Genomic DNA, 25,668 nt, shown 5'->3' with positions numbered 1-25,668 from the left:
TCAGGCCTCCCCGTCCGCGGCGTCGCCGGTCTCGATCCACAGGTTCCGGAAGCGGAACGACGCGATCGGCATGCCCGATCGGTCGCTGGCCCCGCCGCCCACGTAGCGCTGATAGGCATCGGCCACGTCGAAGAAGCCGAAGATGATGTTGCCGCCCTCGTCGTGATGCAGCTGCATGGCCTGGCGGATCAGCTCGTCGCGATCGGCGTCGTCCAGGGTCTCGCGGGCCTGGGCCACGAGCTGCGTGAACTCGGGCTGGTCCCAGTGGGTCTCGTTGTACGGAGAGTCCGGCAGGGAGGTGTCCGCGGCCTGCGGCAGGAAGTTGCGCGTGTAGTAGAACGACTGCGCGAACGGGAACTCCAGGTAGCCCGAGCCGAAGAACGTGGTGGCATCGACCCTGCGCAGCGAGACCTCGATCCCGGCGTCTGCGGCCTGCTCGACGAAGACCGTGGCGGCCTCGACCGCACCGGCCTGGATCGGGGCGGTCACCAGCTCGATGCTCAGCCCGTCCGGGTGCCCGGCCTCGCTCAGCAGCTGCTTGGCGCGCTCGATATCGCGCTCGCGCTGCGGCAGGTCCTGCGGGTAGGCGGAGTCGAACGGCGAGTACATGTCGTTGCCGACCCTCCCCTGCCCGGCGAAGGCGACCTCGATCATCTGCTCGCGGTCGATCACGAGCTTGAAGGCCTCCCGCACCCGGGGGTCGTCGAACGGCGCCATGTCGGTGCGCATGGTGAACGGGACCCAGTTGCCGGTCTCGGAGGTGATCACCTGGATGCGGGGGTCCTCCGAGATCACGTGGACCAGCGGCAGCGGCACCTGCGCGATCACGTCCACCTGCGAGGACAGCAGCGAGTTCATCAGCGCGTCCTCGTCGTCGAAGTTCATCAGCAGGACCTCGTCCAGATGCGGACGGCCCTGCCAGTAGTCGTCGAAGGCCGTCAGCTGCGTGGTCCCGCCCGGTTCGAAGTCCGTGAGCCGGAACGGACCGGTGCCGATCGGGTCGGCGGGGTCGTAGTCCTGCGGCACGATGCCCATGACGTACTGGGCCAGCGCATCCGTGAGCACCGCGTCCGGGGAGCCCAGCACGAAGCGCACGGTGCGCTCGTCGACCTCCTCGACGGACTCGAGCGTGGCCAGCTTGCTGGACCCGCTCTTGGGATCCTCCGGGTTCATGATCCGTTCGAAGGTGAAGCGCACGTCCGCCGAGGTCAGCGGCCTGCCGTCGTGGAAGCGCACCCCTTCGCGCAGCGTGACCGTCCACTGATCGCCGGTCTCGTTCGGCTCGGCCGACTCGGCCAGCGACGGCACCACCTGGTAGTCCGCGTCATAGGCGAACAGGGTGTCGTAGAGGTTGAACATGCGGGCGGCGTCGCCGGTGCCCAGGGGAACGTGGGCGTCGACGGTGTCCGAGGCGCCGCCTCCGGTGATCCCCACGCGCAGCGTCCCGCCCTCCACGGGGGTGTCGCCGGCCTCGAGCACCGAGGCCTCCGTTCCGCCGCAGCCGCTGAGCACGAGCCCGGCACCGCCGGCAGCCACGGCCAGCAGCCCTCGACGGCTCAGCCGAGGGGGTATCAGGCGAGCGGAGAGCGCAGACGAGGACAGGGGGACAGAGCGGAGCTGAGGGTCTGAAGCCATGGAGTCATCCGAGTGTCGAGCCCCGAGACGTGACGGGGCACTGCGCCCGGGCGATCGCAGCGGACCTGACCGGGTCGTGGGCAGAAGGATGCTCAGCTACGGGATGCTGCCGGAGCTGCGCTCATGGAAGCTCCAGTCGCGGCGGCGGGCCTGGAGGGTGGATCCGCTCACTGTCGTCATGATCCGCCTCCTCCAGGTGCGCGCGACCGCGGCACCGGGGTGGTGCCAGACCCATGAGGTCTCCTGCCGAGTCGCACGTCACACACTAGGCCCCGGGATGGACCGCGGCCAGGGCGGAGGGCTTGATTGCAGGCCTTGTCATGAGCGGGTGCTGCGGAGCCGAGGGCTCGGGTCGGGCGTCGCGGGCCTGCACGTCAGGCCCGGGCGGCCTCCTCGGCCAGCACGTCCATGGCCAGATCGGCGCGGTTCGTGACGATCGCGTCCGCCCCCTCATGCAGGAGGGTCCTCATGTCCTGCGGCTCGTCGACGGTCCAGACGTGCACCTGGACTCCGACCGCGTGGGCGCGCTCGATCAGCCGCTCGGTGATCAGGCGGCGATCGCGCAGGCGAGGACCGATCACCGGCAGCCCGATCAGCTCGGGGGCGAACCAGCGCCAGAACATGGGCAGCTGCACGGCCTCGAACGGCGGGACCCAGCGCCCCGCCAGCCGGAGCACCACCGGCCACAGCCGCGGCACCAGGCTCAGGCAGATGATCATCAGCGCGGAGCCGAGGGATCCGGCCGACGAGCTCGGCACGGCCAGCCCGCGCTCGCGCAGGTGCTGAAGGGTCCGGCGCCGGCGGCAGTCCGAGAAGGACGCGATCCGTACACGGTCCACGGCACCGGCGCGCTCCAGCAGCTCGGGCAGCGCCGCCACGGAGGCCTCGTCCTTCACATCGATGTTGAACCGGGCCTCCGGCATCTCCTCGAGCAGGTGCGCCAGCGTCAGCGGGGGCTCTCCCCCTGCCACGCTGAGCTCCATCATCTGGGCGTGGGTGTGATCGCCGACCTGCCCCGAGCCGTCGGTGACGCGGTCCAGCGAGCCGTCGTGGAAGACCATCACCACGCCGTCGCTGGTGGTGTTGACGTCGAGCTCGAGCCACAGGCAGCCGAGGTCCCAGGCGGCCTGGAAGGCGGTGAGGGTGTTCTCCGCTCCCGCGAGGGAGAAGCCGCGGTGGGCCATGACCGACGGCGTGGAGCCGTCCCTGTTGGTGTCGACGGCCGAAGGCGCCGTGCGGGATTCCATGCGCCGATAGTACGCACTTAGTTACCGACGAGTCACCAGAGTTCCGGGCAGTTGCCACGTGATTCCCGCGACGTGGTTCACAGGTCGGCGCGCACCGCCAGCAGCTGCTCGATGACCTGGGCGACGCCGTCGTCGTCGAAACCGGGCGCGGTGCGCTCGACGGCCGCCACGACCGCCGGGTCCCCGGAGCTCAGGGCATAGCCGTACCCCGCCCACTGCAGCATCCGCAGATCGTTCGGCATGTCACCGAAGGCCAGGACCTCATGGGCCTCGATGCCCCTCTGGCGGCAGTGCTCGGCCAGCGCCTCCGCTTTGGAGAGCCCGGTGCGCGCGATCTCTGCCAGGGGGGCCTGCGCCACGGAGTGCGTGACCGAGACCAGATCGGAGACCTCCTCGCTGACCGCGGCCACGAACTGCTGCGGATCGGCTCCGGGCAGGCGGGCGAGGAGCTTCACGACGCGGTCATCGGGCTCGAGCACCTGGGGCAGCGGGCCGATCCGAGCTCCCCTGATCCGAGTGCGGTCACCGACCAGCCAGTCCGGCTCGGCCGCCACGCCGCGCAGCGTCTCGGCGCTGAACACGGCCTGCGGGAAGAGTCGGCGCAGGCGCGCATGGACCTCGAGCGCCGTCTGGGCGCTGAGGGTCCTGCTGGAGACCACGGCCTCCTGGGCGAAGTCGTAGACGAGCGCCCCGTTGGAGCAGATGACGGCCCCGATGGGTGCCTGGTCCTCCCCGTCCGCACCCGGGGCGATCGACTCCCCCAGCTCATGGAGATCGCGCAGAGGGTCCAGCCAGCGCCACGGGCGCCCCGTGACGAAGATGATCGGGATTCCGGCCGCCTCGAGCTGTCTCAGGGCCTGCTGGGTCCGAGGCCGGAAGCGGAAGTCGTGGCCGATCAGCGTGCCGTCGAGGTCGCTGGCCACGAGACGGACCTCCCGGGCCATCCGCTGCGGATCCGGGCCCAGGAGGTCGGTCCGACTCACTTCTCCTCGTGGGTCCCGGTCAGGAAGGCCCGGCCGATGCCGTGGAAGAACAGGTTGAAGTTCAGCACGGCGGGCGAGGCGCCCTCCACGTCCAGGTGATCGGTGTCCACCGCGGTGACGCAGAAGATGTAGCGGTGAGGGCCGTGGCCGGGAGGTGGAGCCGCGCCCTCGAAGGCCTCGGAGCCGCCGTCGGCGCGGTGGCGCGTGGAGCCCTCCGGCGGGCTGGCGGCCGCACCGGTCTCCAGGGAGGTCACGTCCGCGGGGATGTTGGACAGCGCCCAGTGCCAGTAGCCCGAGGGCGTGGGGGCATCCGGGTCGAAGGCCGTCACCACGTAGGAGCGGGTGCCCTCCGGGGCGCCGGACCAGCTCAGCTGCGGCGAGACGTCCTGCCCCGCGACCTGTGCCTGGGGCAGCGGCTGGCCGTCGGCGATGTCCTGCGAGCTCAGCTCGAAGACGGGCAGCTCGGGAAGTCCTGCATAGGGTTCGCGATCGAGCATGGGATCCTCCTAGATCCGTCGTGTCGTCCTTGCGATGGTGTCCCGGTGCCGCCGGACCTGTGCGCGGCGGCGCCCGGGGAGCTCAGTCATCCAGCGTCCGGTCGAGCCCGGCACGCTCGGCTCCGTCCGGCTCGGCTGGAGCGGCCGGCTCCGCGGCGACGCCCGCCAGGGCCTCGAGCTCGCTGCGGCGCGGGAGATCCGCACCGGCGCGCGAGACGGTGATGGCCGCAGCATCCGCCGCCCGGGTCAGGATCTCCCGGACCTCGTCCTCGCCGAGCGCCGCCAGGCGCTGGGCGGCTCCGGGACCGGTGATCCCGCGATCGGCGGCCTGCGAGATCAGCGCGGCCATGAAGGTGTCGCCGGCGCCGACGGTGTCCACGACATCCGTGCGGCGGGCGGGGACCTCGATGCCCACGGGGCCGGTGGCCTCGGTCACCGCCCAGGGTCCCATCTCCCCGCGGGTCACGACCACCATGCCGGCGCCCTTGCGCAGCCACGCGCGGGCCGACTCCTGGAGGGTCGAGCCGGGGTAGAGCCACAGCAGGTCCTCGTCCGAGGCTTTGATGAGATCCGAGCGCTCGGCCAGCTCCTCCACGCGGGCGCGGACGCGCTCCACGTCCGGGGTGATCGACGGGCGGCAGTTGGGGTCCAGGCTGATCAGGGCTCGGCCCCGCGCCGCCTCGATGAGCCGACGCACCGTGTCCGCGCCCGGCTCGAGCGCGGCTGCGATGGAGCCGGTGTGCACAGCCTCCGAGGTCTCGGCGATGCGCTCCAGGTCCTCGTCCGACAGCGGCGGATCCCAGGTCAGCGCGAACTCGTACTCGGCCGAGCCGTTCTCGGCCAGGATGGCCTCCGCGGTGGAGGTCGGCTGAGCCTGGCGCGGCAGCGGCAGCTCGATCCCCTCTGCCGAGAGGCTCTGCTCCAGGAGGCGGCCGTCGTCGTCCTCGCCCCAGGTGCCCAGGAAGGTCACTGGGTGCCCCAGTCGGGCCAGGCCCACCGCGACGTTGAAGGGGCTTCCGCCAGGGTGCCTCACGGCCTCTCCGCCCGGGCGTGAGACGACGTCCACGAGTGCCTCACCGATGACTGTCAGCATGGCGCCACAGTAGCAGTGGGCCACGCCGCGGCTGCGTGGTGCACCGGCTAGGATCTAGCCCGGATCCAGGCCTCCGTGCCTGCGCCACACACACTCCGGAGCACCGGCCCACCGCGGGCCAGCGGTGCGAGTCGTGCGACGACGCACGCAGCCAAGGCCCCGACAGCGTCGTCGGAGCCAGGAAGCAGGTCATCTGTGAACTCCGTCGAGCCCTGGAACGAGCGCGAGGCCCGCGCCGAGGCCATGGTGCCCGTGATCGGCCGTCTCTACCGCGAGAACAAGGTCGTCCTGAGCATCCACGGCCGGTCGCTGGTCCACAAGTCCGTCCTGGACATCCTCAAGGCGCACCGCTTCGCTCGGCGCATCGTCGGCGAGGAGCTGCCCACGGAGGTCACCGAACAGCTCATCGGCATCATCGACTCCCTCGATCTGGGCGCCAGCCGCATCGACCTGGGCCGTCTGGCCGCCGGGCTGCAGGAGTCCCAGCGCGAGGACGTGCAGCAGTACGTCCGCGAGCAGCTGGCCGCCGTCGTCCAGCGCAAGGGCCAGAACATCGCCAAGACGCAGGACGTCGTGCTCTACGGCTTCGGGCGCATCGGCCGCCTGCTGACCCGCATCCTGGTGGAGCGCAACGACGGCACCGGCATGGTGCTGCGCGCCGTCGTGGTCCGCAAGAAGCCCGGCAACGACCTGGTCAAGCGCGCGTCCCTGCTGCGCCGCGACTCGATCCACGGCAAGTTCAACGGCTCGATCGTGGTGGATGAGCAGCGCAACGTGATCACCGCCAACGGCGTGGACATCCAGGTGATCTACGCCGACAGCCCCTCCGAGGTCGACTACACCGCCTACGGGATCCACGACGCCATCCTGATCGACAACACCGGCGTCTGGCGCGATGTCGACGGCCTCTCCCGGCACCTGCAGTCCCAGGGCATCGCCAAGGTCCTGCTGACCGCGCCGGGCAAGGGCGGGATGAAGAACATCGTCTGCGGCGTCAACGACTCGGACATCTCCGCAGAGGACCGGATCGTCTCCGCCGCCTCCTGCACCACCAACGCCATCACCCCGGTGGTCAAGGTGATCGACGACGAGTACGGCATCTCCCAGGGACATGTGGAGACCGTCCATGCCTTCACCAACGACCAGAACCTCACGGACAACTACCACAACGGCCCCCGCCGCGGCCGTGCCGCTGGTCTGAACATGGTGCTCACCGAGACCGGCGCCGCCAAGGCCGTCGCCAAGGCGCTGCCCAAGATGGAGGGCCGCCTCACCGGCAACGCCATCCGCGTCCCCGTTCCCGACGTCTCCATGGCCGTGCTGACCCTGCAGCTCGATCGTGCCCCGGCCGATGCCGCCGAGCTCAACGCCTTCCTGCGCGGCATCTCCCTGGACTCCCCGCTGAGCCGCCAGATCGACTACACCGACTCCCCGGAGACGGTGTCCTCCGACCTCGTGGGCTCCCGCTACGCCTCCGTGGTGGACGGCCTGGCCACCGTCGTGAACGGCAAGACCGTGGTGGTCTACGTCTGGTACGACAACGAGTTCGGCTACTCCTCGCAGGTGGTGCGCGTGGCCGCCAAGATGGCGAACATCCAGCAGCCCACCTTCCCCTCGGACTGGACCGGCGCCAGCGCCATCCCGGCGAACTGAGGCTTAGGGGCCGCGTCGAGCGGCCTCCGGGTGTCGCCTTCCCCGTCGAGTAGCCCCGTGGTGTGTGTCTGAGGCTCTCAGCGCACACCACGGGGCCACTCGTCTGTGCCGGAGTCGAATGCTCACACCACAGCGCCACTCGTCTGCGTGGGAGCCGAATGCTCACACCGCGGCGCCGTTCGACGCAGGTGAAGGCCGACGTGCGGAATCGAGAGCTCAGACGGTGCGAGCGGTGACGACCAGGTTGTACTCGTAGCTCCAGGCGCCGCCGGTGCTGATGGAGGCGCCGGAGCAGGTCACGAGCACCAGCTCATCCGGACCGGTGCTCTGCAGCACGTCCTCGGGAAGCGCCTGCTGCTCGTAGACCTGCAGCGATTCGACGACGTACTCGTGGACCTCGCCCTCGTCGTCGGTGACCAGGACCGGGGCGCCCGTCTCGAGTCCGGCGATCAGCGACGCTCCGGGCGCACCGATCTGCGCGGACTGGTCGTACCAGACGGTGCCCGGCGCCTCGGGCAGCACGAGCGCTCCGTCCACCGCCCGCGACGGCGAGCAGCCCACGCTGAGGCTCCGGGTCGGGGCCTCGAGGCGATCGGGCTGACCGGCCAGGGAGGCGGCTGCCGCGGAGGTGTCCACGGAGCCGTCGTACGTGTCTGCGGCCTCGGGGCCGTAGGGCCGCTCGGGCATGGGCGCCTCGACCACGCGGGCCTCGGGCTCGCGCCCGGCTGCGCGGTCGAGGAGATCGGAGCCTTCGCGCTGCGCCCCCGCCTGCATGCGATCCCACGCACTGGATCCCGGCGGGGTGCCGACGGCGGCGTCGGGCTGAGCGGCGTAGTGCACCGCCGTGCCGATCACCGCAGCCACCACCAGCAGCGCACCGAGCAGCGCCAGGACGGCGGCCACAGGCCTGCGGCGATCAACGCTCATGGGGCCCAGCATCTCAGGATCCAGGGACGACGAAGCCCCCGACCGACGGCAGCTCCCTCAGGGCTGCCGCCGACCAGGGGCTCCGAGGGCTCACCCGCCGCGCGAGCGCCGCAGGCGCGGCACGGCGAAGACGGCTGCGGCCAGAAGCAGGAGCACGCCGTCGCCCAGGGCGAGGGGCGTCCAGCCGCTCGTGCCGACCAGACCGGCGCCCTCGCCCGAGTGGACCTCCACCTGATCGGGGCCGCCGTGGTCGCCGCCGCCCGAAGCCGGGACCACCGGCTGCTCGGAAGGCTGCTCGCTCGGGGCTGCCGGGGTCTCGGGCACGGCAGAGGGCGTCGCCGTGGGCTCCGGGGTCGGCTCCGGGGTCGGCTCGTCCGGCACCGCGACGATGCCAGCGTCCAGCGAGCGCAGGTGACGAGCCCCGGGTCCGAAGGCCACCGTGGAGGTGGTGACGGCTGCGACGACGGCCAGAGCCGCCGTGCGACGCGGACGAGTGCTGCGGCCGAGGACGGCAGACGGATGCTGGGACATGGGTCTCCTCATGGTCGTGGGGGCGCCACCCGGTGCACCCGCTCACTTTCCCCCATGAGGCCAGGCACAGCACCTTGTGCCGTTGGCCACGTCGTAGACCTGAAACTGCAGGTCAGAACGGTTTTCCGGGGAAAATTCCCGCGCCCGTCTCCAAAGAAGCACCAGACGATCCCTCAGCCCAGCAGCCACTCCTGCATGGCCTGGCCCAGCCCGTGCAGATCCTCGAGATGGACCATCTCCCGCGCCGAGTGCATGGACAGCAGCCCGACGCCCACGTCCAGGGTGCGCATGCCCAGTCGTCCCGCTGTGATGGGACCGATGGTGGAGCCGCACGGCACGGCGTTGTGGGAGACGAACTCCTGGACCGGCACATCGGCGCTGCGGCAGGCCAGCCGCCACTGGGCAGCGCCATCGGCGTCGGTCGTGTAGTGCTGATCCGCGTTGATCTTCAGCAGCGGACCGCCTCCCGGCATCGGCCGCACGGCGGGGTCGTGGTGGCCGGGGTAGTTGGGGTGCACCAGGTGCCCGGCATCGGAGGACAGACACGAGGACGAGGCGATCGCCGCCCGTCGACGGTCCTCGTCCCAGCCCAGCGCCGCCCCCACGCGCACCAGCACATCCTCGAGGAACGGCCCGGCGGCCCCGGAGCGGGTGCGCGAGCCGACCTCCTCGTGGTCGAAGGCCGCAAGCATCGCGATGTGCCGACCGCCGCGCAGGTCATCGAGCCGGCCGGTCAGCGCCTCGAGACCCGCGTGCACGGAGGTGAGGTTGTCGAGCCGCCCCGAGGCCAGCAGCTCCTGGTGCGCGCCGAAAAGGCGCGGCTGCTGCGTATCGGCCAGCACGATGTCCCAGCCCAGCAGGTCCTCGGCGCGCACCCGCAGGCCGCCCCGGGATGCCGCCTCGGCCAGCAGCGCCAGGACATCCCCGGGTTCGTCGCCGCAGCCCCAGATCGGCTGGGTGTGCTGCTGCGGATCCAGGCTCAGCGCCTTGTTGGCCCCGCGGTCCAGGTGAATCGCCAGCTGCGGGATCCGCGCCACGGGCGCCGTCGCCACCAGGCGGGACTCCGCCCCCTGCTCGGTGCGCACGGTGATCCGCCCGGCCAGGCGAAGCTCTCGATCCAGCCACGAGTTCACGAGCGGGCCGCCGTAGATCTCCACCCCGGCCTGCCACCAGCCTGAATGCCCCGTGCTGGGGCGCGGCTTGAGCTTGAACGACGGCGAGTCCGTGTGGGCCCCGACGACCCGGAATCCCGCCCGCTCCCCCAAGGCCTCCGGGGTCACCCAGGCGATCAGGGCGCCGTCGCGCACCACGTACGACGGCTGCCGGACGTCGTCGCCGGACCAGGCGTCGCGCTCGTCGAGCTGATGGAAGCCGGCGGCTTCGAGCCGTCGCGCGCCCTCTGCGGCAGCGTGAAAGGAGCTCGGCGAGGCCATGACGAGCTCCGCGAGATCCTGGGCGTTCCGCGCGGCCGGCGACTGCGGCCAGTCGGGATCGGCGGGGATCTGGGGACTGGGCTGAGCGGGCGTGTCGACCATGTGCTCCAGTGTAGGGACGGCCCACGGAAGCAGCTGCGTGCGATAGCGGGACCCCGGGGCACATCCATCGACTCGAGTCCATGCCGTGCCGTCGGGCTCTGCTCCTTAGAACTTCGAGATGTAGGGCATTCCGAACCTCAGAACCTGTATGTTCTCTGTATGACACACGCGGCGTCGGACGCCCCTCCGAAGCCCGCCTCCCCCCAGATCCTCTCTGACGGCACGGGGCGGGGCCCCACCATGGGCATGACCGCCCTGGCCCTGGCCCTGACCGCCATCGTGCTCTCGACGATCTGCGCGGCCTTCGTGGGCGTGGTGCTGATCGAGGCGCAGCAGTTCGGCGACGGCACCTGGGCAGGCATGCCGCGCGACTCCCAGATCAAGGCCTCCGTGCTGCTGGCCGCACAGGCGGTCTGCGGTCTCATGGGCCTGGCCGCCATGGCCATGGGCGCGACCGCCTTCCTGCGCCGACGCGGACGCGGCGCGGGCCGCATGGCCATGATCGTGGCGGCGCTGGGCCCCGTCGTGGCCTGGGGGACCTGGAGCGCCGCCTCGAGCGTCGCAGCCTGAAGCCCCGCGCCTGACGGGGCCTCCCGCCGGAGCCCTGCTCTGCCGCACCGCGCCACTCGACCAGGCAGCGCCGCGGCACCGATCACGGTGAGGGCCGCTGGCCCTAGGGGCGCGGCGGAGCCGCCGGGGGCCCCATGGGGGCGGGCTGCTCCGGCTGCCCGGGGACGGGCGCTCCGGGCCGTCCGACGGGAACGGCCGGGCCCGCCTGCCAGGAGGTCGCGCCCGGACCGGCCTGACCACCGGCACGCCAGGCGCCGAGCATGTCCGCGATCTCCGCAGCTGCGGGCAGCTCGCGCACCCCGGCGGCGTCGAGCCCCGTGAAGCGCTCCCAGTCGCGGCGGGCGCGGGCCGGCCACACGGCGCTGCGTCGGGTCACGGCCAGGCCGCTTCGCTTGGCGATCCAGATCGCCAGGAGGCCGAAGGACACCTGCATGACCGCCGTGACGAGGAAGCCGAACCAGCCCACGGACTCTGCCTGCGCCTCCGGGTCGAACGGCACGAACAGCACCGTCAAGGAGGCGAAGATGTTGTTGACGACGTGCAGAGCGATGGCGGCCTCGAGCCCGCCGGTGCGCCAGACGACCCAGCCGGCCACGAGCGCCATCATGCCGACGGAGAGCTGACCCCAGATGTCGTAGAGGTGCCCGAGCATGAACAGCGGGACGGGCAGCAGGATCGCGAACAGGGGGTGACGCAGCCAGCGTCCCAGCATCTGCGCCAGGTAGCCGCGGAACACGACCTCTTCAGCGGTGCACTGGATGGGCACGATCAGCAGCATCAGGATCAGGCTCAGCCACCACCACGGCTGCGGCTCGAACTCGAGGCCCTGCTCCTGCGGGGCCAGCGCGCTCAGCAGCAGGCTGAGCCCCACCTGGATCACCAGGTAGATCGCGGCGGCCACGCCCAGGGTGATGAAGAGGTACTTCCAGCGGATCCATCCGGTCACCGACCAGATCAGTCCCGTCGGCCGAGGCCGCATGACCCAGCGGGCGAACAGCGCGATGGGCAGCCAGATCGCGACCGATCCGAACAGCAGCACGAGCAGCCACGGATCCGCCATGTTCATCTGGTTGGGATCGCCCGTCATGAACGTGTCCGTGAGCTCGGGGCGGAAGACGAGCATGCCCAGCAGGAGCGCAACGGTGAAGAAGATGCTCGCCCCGAGATATATCCCGCCGCTCAGCGCGCCCTCGATCAGCGGGGCCCACGGGCGATGCCGGTGGTCGGCGAGGCCGAGCCGGTGATAGGGCAGGTCGCGGACCTCCGCGCCCAGCGGAAGACGTCGCGTCCCGGAGGGAGCCCCGGTCCCGCGCGCGGGAGGACCGCCGACGGGCCCCGGCGCTGCGGCACCGCCCCAGGGCACGGGCTCAGAAGGGGAAGCCGTGGGCGACGACTGGGCGGAGGCGGCGGTGCTCATGGTCTCCACCGTATCCGCGCGGGACGACGACGCCCTCCCTCCCGAGGGTGGTTCCGGACAGCGCCGCGGTCCCTCTCACGGACGACGACGGCCCCCGATCGCTCGCCCGCCGCACCGGATCCGACCGGAGCCAAGCCGTCCCCGCAGGCTCTGGCCCTCAGCGGGCGAAGACCTCCGCGAAGCGAGCCAGCAGGCGCCGCGGCTGATCGGCCTGGGGGCCGTCGATCACGCGACGGCGCACCTCCTCGGCGTCCTCCGGACGGAAGTACCCATGGTGCTTGTAGGCATCGATCCGGCTCAGCAGCGCGGTGTCGTCGAGCTCCGGATGGAACTGCGTGGCCCAGGCCCGCTCGCCGATGCGGAACATCTGCACCGGGCACTCCTCCCCCGTGGCCAGCAGCACGGCATTGGACGGCAGAGCGCGCACGGCCTCCTGGTGCCCCACGTACCCCCAGAAGGTCTCCGGCATCCCCTCGAGCAGGACGTCCCGGGAGCCTTCGTCGGTCACGGTGATCCGGATGGGACCCACGCCCTCGGCGTAGGTGCCGTCCACGACCCCGCCCTGATGCACGCCGAGCGTGCCCACGCCGTAGCAGGCCCCGAAGAAGGGGGTGCCGCGGTCCATGACGCGGTCGAGCAGCTCGCCGAGGTCCTTCTCCACACGGACCTGCACCTCGGTCTTCTCCTCCTGCGGCGTGGAGGTGGTGAACGGCGAGCCGCCCACGAAGATCCCGGAGATCTCGTCCAGGTCCAGATCCTGCAGCTCGCGGGCGACCTCCGGACCCTTCTCCAGGCGCAGCTGGCGCAGCTGATCCGGCTCCAGCCCCGTGAAGCGCAGGAAGGTATCGAGCTCCTCCTCGGCGATCGAGTCCTCCGGCCGGGTGGAGATCAGCAGGAACGGCTTCACCTGCGCCGCCTCAGGCCCGAGCGTCGGACAGCGCGGCCGAGGCGGCCTCGCAGGCGGCCTCCGGCGACGGGGCCTGCACGGCGGCCTCCGCGGCGCGCTTCATCTGCTCGTCCGTGGCCTCGCCGAGCTTCACGCCGACGGCTGCCAGAGCCGGGGCGGCCGCGGACAGCGAGGTGATGCCCAGGCCGATCAGCACGCAGGCCAGCAGCGGGTCGGCTGCGGCCTCTCCGCACACTCCCACGGGCTTGCCGGCGCGCTGGCCCGCCTGCGCGGCCATCTGCACGAGCTTGAGCACGGCGGGCTGCCAGGGATCCGTGAGCTGGGCCAGACCCGAGGCCATGCGGTCGGCGGCCATGGCGTACTGGGTGAGGTCGTTCGTGCCGATCGAGAAGAAGTCGACGTGCTCGATCAGCTGATCGGCCAGCAGAGCGGCCGACGGGACCTCGATCATGACGCCGGGCTTGAGGTCGCGCTCGCGGCACAGATCGCCGAACCACTTGGCCTCATCGACCGTGGCGATCATGGGGGCCATGACCCAGGGCTCCGCCCCGGATCCCTCGGCCGCAGCGGCGATGGCGTCGAGCTGACGGGTCAGCACGCCGTCGTCCTCGAAGGCGATGCGCACGCCGCGCACGCCCAGCGACGGGTTGGGCTCATCCGGCATGGTCGCGAAGGCCAGGGGCTTGTCCGAGCCGGCGTCGAGGGTGCGCACGACCACCTTGAAGCCGTCGAAGGCGTCGAAAACCTCGCGGTAGAGGGCGGTCTGCTCGGCCACGGAGGGCTCGGCCGTGGCGTTGAGGAAGGACAGCTCGGTGCGGAAGAGGCCCACACCCTCCGGCAGGCCGGTGGCCACGGCGGTGCGGGCGCCCGCTCCGTCCTGGACGTTGGCCAGCAGCTGGATGCGGGTGCCGTCGGCGGAGACGGCGGGGCCGGTCCAGGTGCGGATGCGCGCCAGCGTCTCGGCGGACTCGGCGGCCCGGGAGGCGGCGGAATCGGCCTCCGGCTCGAGCTCGATCACACCGGACTCGCCGTCGACCAGGATCAGCTGGCCGTCCTCGATCTGACGCAGCGCGGAGCCTGCACCCACCACGCAGGGGATGCCGAACTGGCGGGCGATGATGGCGGTGTGGCTGGTCTTGCCGCCGAGCTCGGTGACGATGCCCTGCACGAGCTCGGGCTTGAGCCCCGCGGTGTCCGCGGGGGCGAGGTCGTCGGCCAGCAGGATGATCGGCTCGGCCGGATCCGGGACGCCGGGCTCCGGCTCCCCGCGCAGCTCGGCGATGACGCGGTCGCGGATGTCCTTCAGATCCGTCGTGCGCTCGGCCATGAGGCCGCCGATCTTCTCGAACTTGGCCACGAAGGTGTCCGTGGCCCGCGCCGCGGCGAGCTCGGCGGAGGCGCCGGAGTCGATCTGCTTGCCGACGGCGCGGCGCCAGCCCTTGTCCGTGACGAGCGCGGCGGTGGCGCCGAGGACCTCGGCCGCGTGGCCCTCCGCACGCTGCGCGCGGGCGTCCAGGCGTCCGGCGACGGTGGCGGCGGCGATGTCGAAGCGCTCCTTCTGCGACTCGCGATCCGACTCCGGGATCTCCGGCCCGTCGGTCGGCAGGGCCGGGCGGGGCCGGACCCACATGGCGGGACGAGCCGCGACGCCGGCTACGACGCCGATGCCCGTCAGGTCGGCCTGCGGGGCAGCAGCGGCGGCAGTGTTCAAACGGGCATCTTCGGACATGAAGAGCGCTCCTCATCATCGAGTCGCTGAAACCGCGCGGACATGCGCGGGCGAGCGTTGCTTGCAGGTATTCTAGTGAAGCGGGACACAGATTGACAATCAACGCATCCGGGCATGATCATGTACAAATGGGCGTAATGAACATCACAGAGCAGCCTCTCTCGGGGGACGCGGCGGGCTCGGATCCGGACACCGGGCAGGGCCTCTTCGCGCCCGAGCGGCGGCAGGCCATCTCGCAGCAGGCCGCCGTCCAGGGGCGCGTCTCCGTGGCGGAGCTGGCAGTCCAGTTCTCGGTCGCCCCGGAGACCATCCGCCGCGACCTCGACGTCCTGGAGCGGCAGGGCCGCATCCAGCGCGTGCACGGCGGTGCCATCCCGCCGCTGGGGCGCAACGGCCGCGAGGCCGCCGTCGATGACCGCAGAGCCACCCGGATCGGGGCCAAGGCCGCGATCGCCCGGGCCGCCATGGGCCATCTTCCGCCGGCGCACGGCTCGGTACTGCTCGACGGCGGCAGCACCACCGGCTGCCTCGCCGCCGCCATGTCCGCCGCAGCGCGGGAGGGGGCCCTCGAGCCCGTCACGGTCGTGACGAACTCCCCCAGCGCCGGCGTGGAGCTCTCCCACGCCCGCGATGTCGAGGTCCTCCTGCTGGGCGGACGACTCCGCCCGGTCACGGAGACGGTCGTGGGAGCCCAGACCAATGCCCTGCTGAGCTCGATCTCCGCGGACGTCGCCTTCCTGGGCTCCAACGGCCTGTCCGCCGTGCTCGGACTGACCACCCCGGACGCCGAGGAGGCCGCCGCCAAGCGCCTGATCGCCGCCCGCTCCCAGCGCGTGATCGCGCTGGTCGACTCCACCAAGTTCGGCGCCGAGCACCTGTGCACGTTCGCCGACCTCAGCGCGATCGACGTCCTCATCACGGACGCCGTCCCGCCCAGCTCCCTTGCCGAAGCCCTGAACCGAGCAGAGATCGAGGTCGTGATCGCATGATCGTCACCTTCACCGCCAGCCCCAGCATCGACCGCACCGCCGCCCTGACCGCCCCGCTGGAGCGCGGCGGCGTCAACCGCATCGCGTCCGTGGACGACGGCCCCGGCGGCAAGGGCATCAACGTCTCCCGCGCCCTGGCCCTGGCGGGCGCACCCACCCTGGCCGTACTGCCCGCATCCAGCGGCGACCCGCTGCTGTCGGCCCTCGCCCAGGCGGACGTGGCCCACCGTGCGGTGGACCTGCCCGGACGCGTGCGCACCAACATCACCCTGACCGAGCCCGACGGCACCACCACCAAGATCAACGAGCCCGGGGCGCTGCTGGATGACGATGCCCAGCTGGCCTGCCTGGCCGCGGTCCGCGACGCCGTCTCGCCCGGCGACTGGGTGGCCCTGTGCGGCTCGCTGCCCCCGGGCCCGTCGGAGGACTGGTACGCACAGCTGATCACGCAGCTGCGCGGCAGCGGTGTGCAGATCGCCGTGGACACCTCGGACGCCCCGCTCGTGGCGCTGTCCGAGCGCCTCGAGACCGCAGCTCCGGACATCCTCAAGCCGAACGGGCTCGAGCTCGGCCAGCTCGTGGGCGATGACGGCCTGGCCATCGAGGCCGCCGCCGACGACGGCGACTTCCTGCCCGCCGCGCGTGCGGCCCGGCGGCTCGTGGAGCGCGGGGTCCGGGAGGTGCTGGCCACCCTCGGCGGTGCCGGGGCCGTGCTGGTCACCGCCGAGGGCGCCTGGTCCGCGACTCCCCCGCCCATCACACCGGTCTCCACCGTGGGCGCCGGCGACTCGTCGCTGTCCGGGCTGCTGATCGCCCACACGGAGGGCCTGGCCCCGGCCGAGCGGCTGCGCCGCGCGGTGGCCTACGGCTCCGGCGCCACCGCGCTGCCCGGCACCGGCGTCCCCTCCCCCGAGCAGATCGACCTCGACGGCACCACGGTGTCCGAGCTGCCGCTCGACTGAGCGGCCCCACCAGATCTCCCCCTGCATCCGCAGCGGATGCAGGCTCCCCGCGGTCGCCACCGGGACTCCCCCGGAGGCGAGCACCACCGAGCGGCCGCCGGCCGCCGCATCGAAGGACAGGACATGTCAGAGAACGCACCGCTGATCACAGCTGACCTGGTCTCGCTCGACCAGGATCTCGGCTCCGAGAAGACCAAGGTCATCACCAAGCTGGCCGGGATCGTCGCCGCCACGGGCCGGGCGGACTCCGCCAAGGGCCTGGCCGGCGACGCCCTGGCTCGCGAGCAGCAATCCGCGACCGGCCAGCCCGGCGGCATCGGCATCCCGCACTGCCGCTCGGCGCACGTGCAGACCACGTCGCTGGCCTTCGCCCGCCTGCCCAAGCCCGTGGACTTCGGCGCCAAGGACGGCCCGGCCGATCTGATCTTCCTGATCGCCGCCGCCGACGGCGAGGGCCAGGCGCACCTGAAGCTGCTGTCCAAGCTGGCTCGGGCCATGGCCCGCAAGACCTTCCTAGCCTCCCTGCGGGAGGCCCAGTCAGCCGAGGAGGTCGTGGCGATCGTCGAGGAGGTCCTGGCCCCCAAGCCCAAGCCGGCCACGGATCAGCTCGAGGCCGCTCCGGCACCGAGCGGCAGCACCGCCACCGGGTCCTCCGATGCCCAGTACGGGGGCGCCGCAGCGGGCGCCGCAGCCGGAGCAGGTGCGGCGGGCGCGGCAGCGGCCGACGACGGGGCCCGAGCGGCCCCCGCCAAGCGCCACCTCGTGGCCGTGACGTCGTGCCCCACGGGCATCGCGCACACCTACATGGCGGCCGAGGCGCTCGAGCAGAAGGCCGCGGAGATGGGCCACGAGCTCGTCGTGGAGACCCAGGGCTCCTCCGGCGGCACGCCGCTGACGCAGGAGCAGATCGATGCGGCGGATGCCGTCGTCTTCGCCGTGGGCGTGGGCGTGCGCGACCGCGAGCGCTTCGCCGGCAAGCCGGGCGTGGAGGCCGGCGTGAACGTGGGCGTCTCGGATCCCGAGGGCCTGATCACCAAGGCGCTGGCCGCGGCCGATGACCCCAATGGGCACCGGATCGCCGGCGGCGGCGGCTCGGGCGGCGAGTCCGCTGGCGCGGGCCAGGGCGGCACGAGCTGGCCGAGGCGCATCCAGCAGGCGCTGATGACCGGCGTGTCCTACATGATCCCGTTCGTCTCCGCGGGCGGTCTGCTGGTCGCGATCAGCTTCCTCATGGGCGACGCCGGCATCGCCAACGTGTCCGCCGACATCGTCGCGAACAGCAGTCTCGCCAATCTGCCTAGCGCAGCCGACTACTCGGACGCCGCCATCCGCGGCGACGGTCTGCTGCTCTATCTGGCGGCCGTGCTCAGCGTCGTCGGCGGTCTGGCCATGACGTTCCTGGTCCCGGCGCTGTCGGGCTACATCGCCTACGCCCTGGCCGGTCGCCCCGGCATCGCCCCGGGCTTCGTGGGCGGCGCGATCGCCGTGGCCCTGAACGCCGGCTTCATCGGCGGCCTGGTCACCGGCCTGATCGCCGGTCTGATCGCCATGTGGATCGCCTCGATCAAGGTGCCGCGCTGGCTGGCCGGGCTCATGCCCGTGGTCATCATCCCGCTGGTCACCACGCTGATCGTGGGCCTGCTGATGTACCTGCTGCTCGGCGCCCCGCTGGCCGCGCTCATGACGGCCCTGCAGAACGGGCTGTCGTCGATGTCCGGCTCCTCCGCGGTGCTGCTCGGCGTGATCATCGGCCTGATGATGTGCTTCGACCTCGGCGGGCCGGTCAACAAGGCCGCCTACCTCTTCGGCACCGCGGGCCTGTCCGCCGGCGGCGAGGCGAACCAGATGATCATGGCCGCTGTCATGGCCTCCGGCATGGTGCCGCCGCTGGCGCTGGCCCTGTCCACCACGGTGCGCGGCAAGCTCTACAGCGAGGCCGAGCGCGAGAACGGCCGCTCCGCGTGGCTGCTCGGCGCGGCCTTCATCTCCGAGGGCGCCATCCCGTTCGCCGCGGCCGACCCGCTGCGCGTCATTCCGTCGATGATGGCGGGCGGTGCCGTGACCGGCGGACTCATCGCGGCGCTGAACGTCACGCAGAACGCCCCGCACGGCGGCATCTTCGTCATCGGCACGATCGGCAACCCGGTAGGCTTCCTGATCGCGCTGGTCGCCGGTGTGGTGGTCTCCGCGGTGATCGTCACGGTGCTGAAGAGCCAGCGCCAGCGCGCGCTGATGGCCCGCGCCCAGCGCGACGCCGAGTCCGCAGATGCGCCCACGGCGCAGACAGCCGCGGCCTGAACCGCATAGGCTGAAGACGCCACTAGCAGCGGTGCGATGAAGCACCCGTCAGGAGGAAGCATGCCCAGCAAGAAGGTCATCGTCGGCTCGGCCGTCGGACTGCACGCCCGTCCCGCAGCCATCATCTCCGAGGCCGCCGGGGAGTACGACGACGAGATCCTGATCGGTCTCGTCAACGACCCGGACGAGGAGCCGGCGGACGCGTCGTCGTCGTTGCTGATCATGGCCCTGGGTGCCGAGAAGGGCACCGAGGTCGAGGTCTCCTCGGACAACGCCGAGGCCGTCGAGAAGATCGCCGGGCTCATCGAGCAGGATCTCGACGCCAGCTGATCCGCCTCCTCCCGGAGGCCGGGAGCGCACAGCACGGGACCCCCGCAGCCGCCTGGCCGCGGGGGTCCCGTCGTGTCTCCGCCCTCCCCGCGGCTGGCCGATTCCCCACCCCATCTCAGTCGACGGGCCGATCCCTCACCGGTTCAGCCGCGAAACGGTGAGGGATCGGCCCGTCGACGGCGGGGAGGGCCGGAGTCGGCCTCTCGAGGCGGAGGCGTCGAGGCAGGCGGCGGGCGTCGGTGCGTCGGGGCGACGGGTCAGGCAGCGGGGGCCGGGGTGCCGGACCCCGCGCGGCGATCGCGTCGGGCAGCGACGACGACGGCCGCGGACCAGGTCAGCAGCAGGACGAAGAGCACCAGGTAGGGGATGACCCAGATCGTCTCCGCGGCATGCAGGTGCACGCCGAACAGGTCCACGATCCACAGCCCGCGCATGGGCCCGATGTAGGCGCCCACGAGCCAGATCCACGCCATGATCTGCGCTGGCAGCCGGAAGCCCCCGCGCAGAACGTGCGGGAAGGCCTCGGTGAACAGCGCTACTGCGATCACCGGGTAGTAGACCTGGTGGTGCGACCAGGAGATCGGCGACATGAACAGCATGACCAGCGCGTTCATGGAGATCGCCGACAGCGTCATCCCGCGGCGCAGCAGCAGTGGCAGCGCCACGGCCACCGCGATCAGCATGATCAGCACCAGCACGTAGCGGATCGGGTCCACCGCATCGGCCTGGACGCCGGTCTTGATCAGCACGCCGGTCAGGGCGGTGTTGTCGATGTACTTGATCGAGCCCACGCGGTCGGACGACGAGACGGCGTCGGTCCAGAACTGGATCGAGTCCTGGTACAGGACCAGGAAGCCCAGCCCGACGGTCGCGGCGAACGTGACGCCCATGGCCAGGATCGCCTTGAAGTTCTTCCCCATGAGGAAGATGAGGCCGAAGGCCAGCGGGGTCAGCTTGATGCCGGCGGCGATGCCGATCAGCACGCCGCGCGGGATGAAGGCCACGGCGTTCTCGAGCCGCGAGCCGGTGCCGTCGGTGCGGCGCACCAGATCCAGGAAGATCAGCGCGAAGAGCAGGATGTTGACCTGCCCCAGCGAGATCGTGCGGATCCAGGGGCCGCAGAACAGGATCAGCGCGGTGATCAGGGCCAGCGACGCCGACGAGCCCAGCGCCCGCGTCCACGGCAGCGGACGGCCGCGCCGCTCGGCGACGGCCAGCAGGCCGCGGCCCAGCACGACGGCACCGATGATGTCCAGAGCCAGCAGCAGGAAGCGCGTGAGGTCGAACGGGATCCAGGCCAGCAGCCCGAACAGCAGGGCGGCGAACGGCGGGTAGGTGAACGGCAGCGTGTCCGGGCCGCCCCACGGGACGGGGAACTCGAGGTCGTACAGCGGCTGCGCCCGGGTCGCGGGGTGGGCGACCCACTGCGCACCCATGTTGTAGACCATGAGGTCCAGAGACCCCTCGATCACGAGCTTGACGGCCCAGGCCAGCACGGCGACCAGGGCGATCCAGGCGAGGGCCCTGCCCCACGCGGGGCCGTCGCCCGAGCGAGGCGCGGGCGCTGCGCGATCTGCGGCCTGCGCGGCGGCGGAGCTGGAGCGGGCAGAGGAAGACAACCGGACCTCCTGGACGGTGGGTGCGGCCCCGGGCGGGACCGGACCAGGGTAGCCCTCAGGCACCAAGGACTTCGACGGCAGTCTCAGCGCCGACGCAGGCCGCGCAGCACCACGGCCAGGGCCAGCGACCCCGCAGCCCCGAGCACCGTCCCCCACCGGTCCGGGCGCACCAGTCCGTGGGCGTCCTGGGAGGCGGTGAGGCCGTGCTCGGCGCTCGACGGGTGATCGTCGTCTTCAGGGGTCGATTCCATGCTCAGTCTCCTGTCGTGGGCAGGCCCGCCCCGCTCCATGACGACATGCCTCCGGCCAGGTGCCGGACGCGCCGCGTCCGTCCGGCCACGATATCCGCCTCGCGCAATCGGTTGAGGGCCTGGGCTGAGCGCACTCCGGCCTGGCAGAGGAGGATGACGTCATCCGGGCCGTCCAGCTGGCCAGCCGCGCCGTCGGCGATCTCCGGCGCATCGGGTTGCCCGAGGAGCTCTCCCAGCGGGATGAGCTGCGCGCCGTCGATCCGCTCGAGCCGGTGCTCCCAGGGCTCGCGCACGTCGATCAGCTCGAACGACGCGCGCCCCGCCGCCCGTTCGGCCAGCAGGTCGGACAGCTGCTCGGGGGTCACCAGCTCCGGATCCGAGGCCATCGGGTCCGACGACGGAGGCCCCGGCTCGCTCGCGACGCAGCTGGCGCCGCCCCCGCTGGTCCCGGTGGCTCCGGCGAGGAGCCGCTCGGAGTCCTCGGCCCCCGGATAGCCGTCGCGGGCCGGGTCCGCGAAGGGCGACATGTGCGTGACGGCCGCGGCTCCGGCGGCTCGCCGCAGGGGGATCTGGGTCCAGCTGCCGTCGAGGGCGTCGCAGATCGACAGCCTCCCCAGCAGCGTGACGCCGGTGCCCATGATCAGCTTCATGGCCTCCATGGCCAGGGTGGAGCCGAGCATCCCCGGCAGCGCTCCGAGCACTCCGGCCTCGGCGCAGCTGGGCACCGAGCCGGGCTGCGGCGGCACGGGGTGCAGATCGCGGTAGGTGGGCCCGTGCTGCGCCCAGAACACCGAGGCCTGGCCGTCGAACCGCAGGATCGAGGCCCACACATGGGGGATCCCGGTGATCTCGCAGGCATCGGAGACGAGGTAGCGGGTGGCGAAGTTGTCCGAGCCGTCGAGCACCAGATCGCACCCGGACACGAGCTCCAGGGCGCTTCCGGCGTCCAGGCGCCGCCGGTGCTCGACGACCTGCACGTCCGGATTCAGCTCCCGGATCCGCGCGGCGGCAGATGCCGTCTTGGCCCGCCCCACCGCCTCGGAGCCGTGGATGACCTGGCGCTGGAGGTTGGACAGCTCCACGTCGTCGTCGTCGACGATCGCCAGGGTCCCGACCCCCGCGGCGGCGAGGTAGAGCAGCGCCGGGGAGCCGAGCGCCCCGGCGCCTACGCACAGCACCGTGGCCGCGCGCAGGCGGCGCTGGCCGAGCTCGCCGATCTGCGGGACGCGCAGGTTGCGCGCGTAGCGGCGCAGCTGCTCCGGACTCAGCTGAGGGCCGGGCTCGACCAGCGGCGGCAGGCCGGCGGCGCTCAAAGGTTCACCCACTGCCTGCCTCCATCGTCCAGGTGCTGCTCCTTCCAGATGGGCACGCGGGCCTTGATGCAGTCCACGAGCTCGTCGCAGGCCTGGAAGGCGATCTTGCGGTGAGAGGCCCCCACGGCGACCTCCATGGCCGAGTCCCCCACCCTCAGATGCCCGATCCGGTGGGCCGCCGCCATCCGCAGGCCCGGGTGGGCGTCGGCGATCTCCTGGCAGGCGGCGCGCAGCGCTTCGGCGGCCTGCGGATGCGCGGTGTAGTCCAGGGAGGCGACGCCGCGGCCGCCGTCGTGATCGCGCACGATGCCGCTGAACCCGACGACGGCGCCCGCCGCGGAGGCAGAGGCCATGGCCCGCAGGCCCACCGGATCCAGCGGCTGATCCGTGATCCAGGTGTCCACGACCGTGGACGGGGCCAGGTCGGCCGGGTGATCGCCCTGCTGGCCGGAGGGCTGGTATCCGTCGGCGGGCGGAGCCGGGGGCTTGTCGGCGGCGGAGGCGCCGTGCTCGGCTGGCGGCACCGGGGCGACGGCCTCCTCGACGGGTGCGGCAGGCGCGCCGTCAGCGGAGGCCGCTGAGGGTGCCGCTTCCGTGCGGGGGGCCTCGGGGCTCGTGTGCCCCGCGTCCCGGTCGCCCTCGAGCTGGTGCAGGATGTGCTCGAGCAGCGGGATGATCACGGCCATGCCGTCCTTCACCCCGCCGCGGGAGCCCGGCAGATTGACCACGAGCGTGCGCCCGCTGATCCCGGCCAGTCCGCGCGAGAGCACGGCGGTGCGCACGTGCTGCAGGCCCTCGGCCCACAGCGCGTGGACGAGCCCGGGAAGCTGCAGGTCGAGCAGCTCGGCGGTGATCTCCGGCGTGCGGTCATCGGCCATCATCCCGGTGCCGCCGGAGGTCACGACCAGGTCCGGACGCTCGGCCTGCGGCAGCTCGCGCAGCAGCCGGTGCAGCTCCCGGCGCAGAGGCTCGCCGTCCGCCACCACCACGGGCTCCGGGCACTCGATCCCGGCCCGTCGCAGCGCCGTCACTCCTGCAGGCCCAGCGGTGTCCTGGTAGGTGCCCGCAGCGGCGCGGGTCGAGGCCACGACCAGCACAGCGCGCCGCGGGGGCAGCTGCGGATCCCGCTCGCCCCAGGCGCGGGCGCCCTCCGATTCGGTGCTCATCGGCTCGGTGCTCATCGGCTCGGTGCTCATGGCTGCGCGTCCTCTCTGGTCCAGTCGCCGGACTTCCCGCCCGACTTGGCCAGGACCCTGATCCCGCCGATCTCGGCGTGCTTGTCCACGGCCTTGATCATGTCGTAGAGCGTCAGCGCCGCCACGGAGACCGCCGTCAGCGCCTCCATCTCGACGCCGGTGGCCCCGCGGGTGCGCACGGTGGCCAGCAGGCGCACGGACTCCGTCCGGCGTTCGAAGTCCACCGAGGCCTTGGCGAGCGGCAGCGGGTGGCACAGCGGGATGAGGTCCGGGGTGCGCTTGGAAGCCATGATCCCGGCGATCCGCGCCGTCGGCAGGGCATCGCCCTTGGGCAGCTCGGCCGCGAAGATCCTCTCGATCACATCCGGTCGAGTGCTCAGCACCGCCTCCGCGGTGGCCTCCCGGGAGGTCTCGGCCTTGGCGGAGACGTCGACCATGTGGGCCGAGCCGTCCGCCCGGACGTGGCTCAGACCGCTGCTCGGGGTCTCGGACATGGGCTCCTCCTGAGGTGCTGCGAGCTGGGTGCTGCCGGCCGGACGCCGCGAGACGCAGGGCGCGCCCGGCGGAGTCGTCGTGCCGTCCACCGTACGGGGACCGCACGACGGGACAGCCTGTGGGCCCGACGGACGGCCCGCCCCTGCGGCGGGCAGAGACGGGCCGAGCGCGAGGCGCTGTGCGGGCTCAGGCCGTCTGGCGCTGGTCCACCTTGCCGCCGTTGCGCAGCACGAGCGCCACGAGCAGGCCGAGGATGCAGAACGCGGCCAGCAGCATCAGCCCGAAGAAGTAGGAGTTGTGCTCCGGGTTGTAGGTGGCTCCCATGACCAGCGGCGGGAAGTAGCCGCCCAGGCCGCCTGCCGCGGCGATCACGCCGGAGACGGTGCCCACCGTGCGGGAGTCCGAGGCCCGCGACACCCAGGCGAACACGCCGCCGGTGCCCAGTCCCAGGAAGACGGCCATGGCCAGGAACAGCGGGCCGTAGACGAACTCGTGGGAGGGCTGGAAGGCGACGATCGCGGCGAGCGCGGCCGCGCCGACGTAGGAGGCGATCGACACGGTCTTGGGACCGATCCGATCGGCCAGGGTGCCGCCGATCGGCCGGGCGATCACCGCGGCCAGGGCGAATCCGGCGGTGCGGGTGCCCGCGGCCGTGGGGTCGTAGTCGTAGACGTTGCCCAGATAGGTCGGCAGGTAGTTCGAGAAGGCGACGAACGCGCCGAAGACGATCGCGTACATGAAGCACAGCATCCAGGTCTCCTTCAGCGCGAAGGCGGCCTTGAGCTTGGGCATCATGGGCGTGGGCTCCAGTCCGCGTCGCGTGGGCGACTCGCGCAGCGCGATCCAGCTGATCGCGGCCATGGCGGCCACCAGCACCGCGACCAGCACGTGGGCGCCCATGTAGCCCAGGCCTGCGACGATGCGCGGGGTGACGAAGGCGGAGACCGCGGTGCCGACCATGCCCGCGCCGAACACGCCGGTCGCGAAGCCCTTGCGGTGGGCCTCGTACCAGGCCGAGCAGAACGGGATGCCGATCGCGAAGACCGTGCCGGCGATGCCCAGGAAGAACGAGACGAAGACGAGCAGCCCGAAGCTGTTCAGCTGCCCCACGATCGCGGTGAGCAGCACGAGCGGAGCGGTCACGCCCAGGATCGCGGTGAACATGACGCGCCCGCCGTAGCGGTCGGTCAGCGCGCCCACCGGGACGCGGGCCACGGAGCCGACCAGGATCGGCATGGCCACGAGGATCGAGGTCTGCCCCGCGGTGAGGTCCATGGCCTGCGAGTAGCGCGAGGACAGCGGGCCGATGATGGTCCAGGCCCAGAAGCCCATCACGGAGGCCAGGGTCGCGATGATCAGGTTCCGGGTCTGGCCGGCCTTCAGCTCGGCGTCGACGGACGGTCGGGTGCCCTCAGCGGACATGGGTGATCTCCTGGTGGTCGGCGCCGCGCTCGAGGCGGCGCGAGGGTGTGCAGTGGGGCCGTGAGAGGG

At 72.0% G+C, this 25,668-nt stretch carries 23 protein-coding genes; 6 read left to right on the top strand and 17 right to left on the bottom strand.

The window, feature by feature from the left end:
- The 5 genes from JOE55_RS08765 to JOE55_RS08745 form a co-directional block, all read right to left on the bottom strand.
- Positions 1-1,635 carry an ABC transporter substrate-binding protein gene (locus JOE55_RS08765; protein WP_239546562.1) on the bottom strand — a complete coding sequence of 545 codons (1,635 nt, stop codon included), beginning with the start codon at positions 1,633-1,635 and terminating at the stop codon, positions 1-3.
- 374 nt (positions 1,636-2,009) lie between these two features.
- Positions 2,010-2,882 carry a glycerophosphodiester phosphodiesterase family protein gene (locus tag JOE55_RS08760; RefSeq protein WP_204782662.1) on the bottom strand — a complete coding sequence of 291 codons (873 nt, stop codon included), beginning with the start codon at positions 2,880-2,882 and terminating at the stop codon, positions 2,010-2,012.
- Between the two features lie 77 nt (positions 2,883-2,959).
- Entirely contained in the window at positions 2,960-3,865 is a 906-nt protein-coding gene (locus JOE55_RS08755) for an HAD family hydrolase (protein ID WP_204782661.1), read from the bottom strand.
- Entirely contained in the window at positions 3,862-4,362 is a 501-nt protein-coding gene (locus JOE55_RS08750; RefSeq protein ID WP_204782660.1) for a YbhB/YbcL family Raf kinase inhibitor-like protein, read from the bottom strand. Before JOE55_RS08750 ends, JOE55_RS08755 begins: the two co-directional genes overlap by 4 nt.
- Positions 4,363-4,444: 82 nt before the next feature.
- Positions 4,445-5,455 (bottom strand): carbohydrate kinase family protein, encoded by a 1,011-nt coding sequence (locus tag JOE55_RS08745; protein WP_204782659.1) that lies wholly within the window; start codon positions 5,453-5,455, stop codon positions 4,445-4,447.
- A 195-nt stretch (positions 5,456-5,650) separates the two neighbouring features.
- On the opposite strand from JOE55_RS08745, the gene JOE55_RS08740 reads away from it, so the two are divergent.
- Positions 5,651-7,108 (top strand): glyceraldehyde-3-phosphate dehydrogenase, encoded by a 1,458-nt coding sequence (locus JOE55_RS08740; protein ID WP_006213656.1) that lies wholly within the window; start codon positions 5,651-5,653, stop codon positions 7,106-7,108.
- A 216-nt stretch (positions 7,109-7,324) separates the two neighbouring features.
- Here the strand turns inward: JOE55_RS08740 and JOE55_RS08735 are convergent, their stop codons facing one another.
- The 3 genes from JOE55_RS08735 to JOE55_RS08725 form a co-directional block, all read right to left on the bottom strand.
- Entirely contained in the window at positions 7,325-8,035 is a 711-nt protein-coding gene (locus tag JOE55_RS08735) for a class F sortase (protein ID WP_204782658.1), read from the bottom strand.
- 90 nt (positions 8,036-8,125) lie between these two features.
- A complete protein-coding gene (locus tag JOE55_RS08730; protein WP_204782657.1) occupies positions 8,126-8,566 on the bottom strand; it encodes a hypothetical protein in 441 nt (146 codons plus the stop codon).
- Between the two features lie 173 nt (positions 8,567-8,739).
- A complete protein-coding gene (locus tag JOE55_RS08725; protein WP_204782656.1) occupies positions 8,740-10,101 on the bottom strand; it encodes a M18 family aminopeptidase in 1,362 nt (453 codons plus the stop codon).
- A gap of 159 nt (positions 10,102-10,260) precedes the next feature.
- Here JOE55_RS08725 and JOE55_RS08720 point away from each other — a divergent pair, with 159 nt between their 5' ends.
- Entirely contained in the window at positions 10,261-10,671 is a 411-nt protein-coding gene (locus tag JOE55_RS08720; protein ID WP_040560389.1) for a hypothetical protein, read from the top strand.
- Between the two features lie 103 nt (positions 10,672-10,774).
- Here JOE55_RS08720 and JOE55_RS08715 read toward each other — a convergent pair whose 3' ends face one another.
- From JOE55_RS08715 to ptsP, 3 genes are all read right to left on the bottom strand, one after another.
- The gene (locus tag JOE55_RS08715) at positions 10,775-12,088 is read right to left on the bottom strand and encodes a CPBP family intramembrane glutamic endopeptidase (RefSeq protein ID WP_204782655.1); all 1,314 of its coding nucleotides are present in this window, start codon (positions 12,086-12,088) and stop codon (positions 10,775-10,777) included.
- A gap of 157 nt (positions 12,089-12,245) precedes the next feature.
- Positions 12,246-12,995, bottom strand: a complete 750-nt coding sequence (locus JOE55_RS08710) for a glutamine amidotransferase (RefSeq protein ID WP_024289255.1) — start codon at positions 12,993-12,995, stop codon at positions 12,246-12,248.
- A 10-nt stretch (positions 12,996-13,005) separates the two neighbouring features.
- The gene (gene ptsP / locus JOE55_RS08705; RefSeq protein WP_204782654.1) at positions 13,006-14,724 is read right to left on the bottom strand and encodes a phosphoenolpyruvate--protein phosphotransferase; all 1,719 of its coding nucleotides are present in this window, start codon (positions 14,722-14,724) and stop codon (positions 13,006-13,008) included.
- A 137-nt stretch (positions 14,725-14,861) separates the two neighbouring features.
- Between ptsP and JOE55_RS08700 the strand changes: the two genes are divergently transcribed.
- The 4 genes from JOE55_RS08700 (at position 14,862) to JOE55_RS08685 (ending at position 19,303) form a co-directional block, all read left to right on the top strand.
- Positions 14,862-15,713: a DeoR/GlpR family DNA-binding transcription regulator gene (locus JOE55_RS08700; protein ID WP_006213667.1), complete on the top strand. Its 852-nt coding sequence runs from the start codon at positions 14,862-14,864 to the stop codon at positions 15,711-15,713.
- Positions 15,710-16,675, top strand: a complete 966-nt coding sequence (locus tag JOE55_RS08695; RefSeq protein ID WP_204782653.1) for a 1-phosphofructokinase family hexose kinase — start codon at positions 15,710-15,712, stop codon at positions 16,673-16,675. Before JOE55_RS08700 ends, JOE55_RS08695 begins: the two co-directional genes overlap by 4 nt.
- Before the next feature lie 123 nt (positions 16,676-16,798).
- Positions 16,799-18,973: a PTS fructose transporter subunit IIABC gene (locus tag JOE55_RS08690; protein ID WP_204782652.1), complete on the top strand. Its 2,175-nt coding sequence runs from the start codon at positions 16,799-16,801 to the stop codon at positions 18,971-18,973.
- 60 nt (positions 18,974-19,033) lie between these two features.
- The gene (locus JOE55_RS08685; protein ID WP_006213670.1) at positions 19,034-19,303 is read left to right on the top strand and encodes an HPr family phosphocarrier protein; all 270 of its coding nucleotides are present in this window, start codon (positions 19,034-19,036) and stop codon (positions 19,301-19,303) included.
- A 257-nt stretch (positions 19,304-19,560) separates the two neighbouring features.
- On the opposite strand, the gene JOE55_RS08680 is transcribed toward JOE55_RS08685, so the two are convergent.
- The 6 genes from JOE55_RS08680 to JOE55_RS08655 form a co-directional block, all read right to left on the bottom strand.
- Positions 19,561-20,922: a glycosyltransferase 87 family protein gene (locus tag JOE55_RS08680; RefSeq protein WP_204782651.1), complete on the bottom strand. Its 1,362-nt coding sequence runs from the start codon at positions 20,920-20,922 to the stop codon at positions 19,561-19,563.
- An 83-nt stretch (positions 20,923-21,005) separates the two neighbouring features.
- Positions 21,006-21,173 carry a hypothetical protein gene (locus JOE55_RS08675; protein ID WP_006213672.1) on the bottom strand — a complete coding sequence of 56 codons (168 nt, stop codon included), beginning with the start codon at positions 21,171-21,173 and terminating at the stop codon, positions 21,006-21,008.
- 2 nt (positions 21,174-21,175) lie between these two features.
- A complete protein-coding gene (locus JOE55_RS08670) occupies positions 21,176-22,498 on the bottom strand; it encodes a ThiF family adenylyltransferase (RefSeq protein ID WP_204782650.1) in 1,323 nt (440 codons plus the stop codon).
- Complete coding sequence (locus JOE55_RS13140; protein ID WP_239546560.1) at positions 22,483-23,682, bottom strand: molybdenum cofactor biosynthesis protein MoaE; 1,200 nt, start codon at positions 23,680-23,682, stop codon at positions 22,483-22,485. Before JOE55_RS13140 ends, JOE55_RS08670 begins: the two co-directional genes overlap by 16 nt.
- The gene (gene moaC / locus JOE55_RS08660) at positions 23,679-24,176 is read right to left on the bottom strand and encodes a cyclic pyranopterin monophosphate synthase MoaC (protein WP_006213675.1); all 498 of its coding nucleotides are present in this window, start codon (positions 24,174-24,176) and stop codon (positions 23,679-23,681) included. The genes JOE55_RS13140 and moaC overlap by 4 nt, the downstream gene beginning before the upstream one ends.
- A gap of 187 nt (positions 24,177-24,363) precedes the next feature.
- Positions 24,364-25,599 (bottom strand): MFS transporter, encoded by a 1,236-nt coding sequence (locus JOE55_RS08655; protein ID WP_204782649.1) that lies wholly within the window; start codon positions 25,597-25,599, stop codon positions 24,364-24,366.
- Positions 25,600-25,668 lie beyond the last annotated feature (69 nt).

It is taken from the genome of Kocuria palustris, assembly GCF_016907795.1.
GTDB classification, from domain to species: domain Bacteria; phylum Actinomycetota; class Actinomycetes; order Actinomycetales; family Micrococcaceae; genus Kocuria; species Kocuria palustris.
Note: the sequence above shows the minus strand (reverse complement) of the source record. Positions and strands in the feature narration are given on the sequence as shown.

Excerpts from the sequence above, each read along its gene's own strand:
- JOE55_RS08765 (WP_239546562.1), bottom strand. The coding sequence starts at position 1,635 with ATGGCTTCAGACCCTCAGCTCCGCTCTGTCCCCCTGTCCTCGTCTGCG.
- JOE55_RS08760 (WP_204782662.1), bottom strand. The coding sequence starts at position 2,882 with ATGGAATCCCGCACGGCGCCTTCGGCCGTCGACACCAACAGGGACGGC.
- JOE55_RS08750 (WP_204782660.1), bottom strand. The coding sequence starts at position 4,362 with ATGCTCGATCGCGAACCCTATGCAGGACTTCCCGAGCTGCCCGTCTTC.
- JOE55_RS08745 (WP_204782659.1), bottom strand. The coding sequence starts at position 5,455 with ATGCTGACAGTCATCGGTGAGGCACTCGTGGACGTCGTCTCACGCCCG.
- JOE55_RS08735 (WP_204782658.1), bottom strand. The coding sequence starts at position 8,035 with ATGAGCGTTGATCGCCGCAGGCCTGTGGCCGCCGTCCTGGCGCTGCTC.
- JOE55_RS08730 (WP_204782657.1), bottom strand. The coding sequence starts at position 8,566 with ATGTCCCAGCATCCGTCTGCCGTCCTCGGCCGCAGCACTCGTCCGCGT.
- JOE55_RS08725 (WP_204782656.1), bottom strand. The coding sequence starts at position 10,101 with ATGGTCGACACGCCCGCTCAGCCCAGTCCCCAGATCCCCGCCGATCCC.
- JOE55_RS08720 (WP_040560389.1), top strand. The coding sequence starts at position 10,261 with ATGACACACGCGGCGTCGGACGCCCCTCCGAAGCCCGCCTCCCCCCAG.
- JOE55_RS08715 (WP_204782655.1), bottom strand. The coding sequence starts at position 12,088 with ATGAGCACCGCCGCCTCCGCCCAGTCGTCGCCCACGGCTTCCCCTTCT.
- ptsP (WP_204782654.1), bottom strand. The coding sequence starts at position 14,724 with ATGTCCGAAGATGCCCGTTTGAACACTGCCGCCGCTGCTGCCCCGCAG.
- JOE55_RS08700 (WP_006213667.1), top strand. The coding sequence starts at position 14,862 with ATGAACATCACAGAGCAGCCTCTCTCGGGGGACGCGGCGGGCTCGGAT.
- JOE55_RS08695 (WP_204782653.1), top strand. The coding sequence starts at position 15,710 with ATGATCGTCACCTTCACCGCCAGCCCCAGCATCGACCGCACCGCCGCC.
- JOE55_RS08690 (WP_204782652.1), top strand. The coding sequence starts at position 16,799 with ATGTCAGAGAACGCACCGCTGATCACAGCTGACCTGGTCTCGCTCGAC.
- JOE55_RS08685 (WP_006213670.1), top strand. The coding sequence starts at position 19,034 with ATGCCCAGCAAGAAGGTCATCGTCGGCTCGGCCGTCGGACTGCACGCC.
- JOE55_RS08675 (WP_006213672.1), bottom strand. The coding sequence starts at position 21,173 with ATGGAATCGACCCCTGAAGACGACGATCACCCGTCGAGCGCCGAGCAC.
- JOE55_RS13140 (WP_239546560.1), bottom strand. The coding sequence starts at position 23,682 with ATGAGCACCGAGCCGATGAGCACCGAGCCGATGAGCACCGAATCGGAG.
- moaC (WP_006213675.1), bottom strand. The coding sequence starts at position 24,176 with ATGTCCGAGACCCCGAGCAGCGGTCTGAGCCACGTCCGGGCGGACGGC.
- JOE55_RS08655 (WP_204782649.1), bottom strand. The coding sequence starts at position 25,599 with ATGTCCGCTGAGGGCACCCGACCGTCCGTCGACGCCGAGCTGAAGGCC.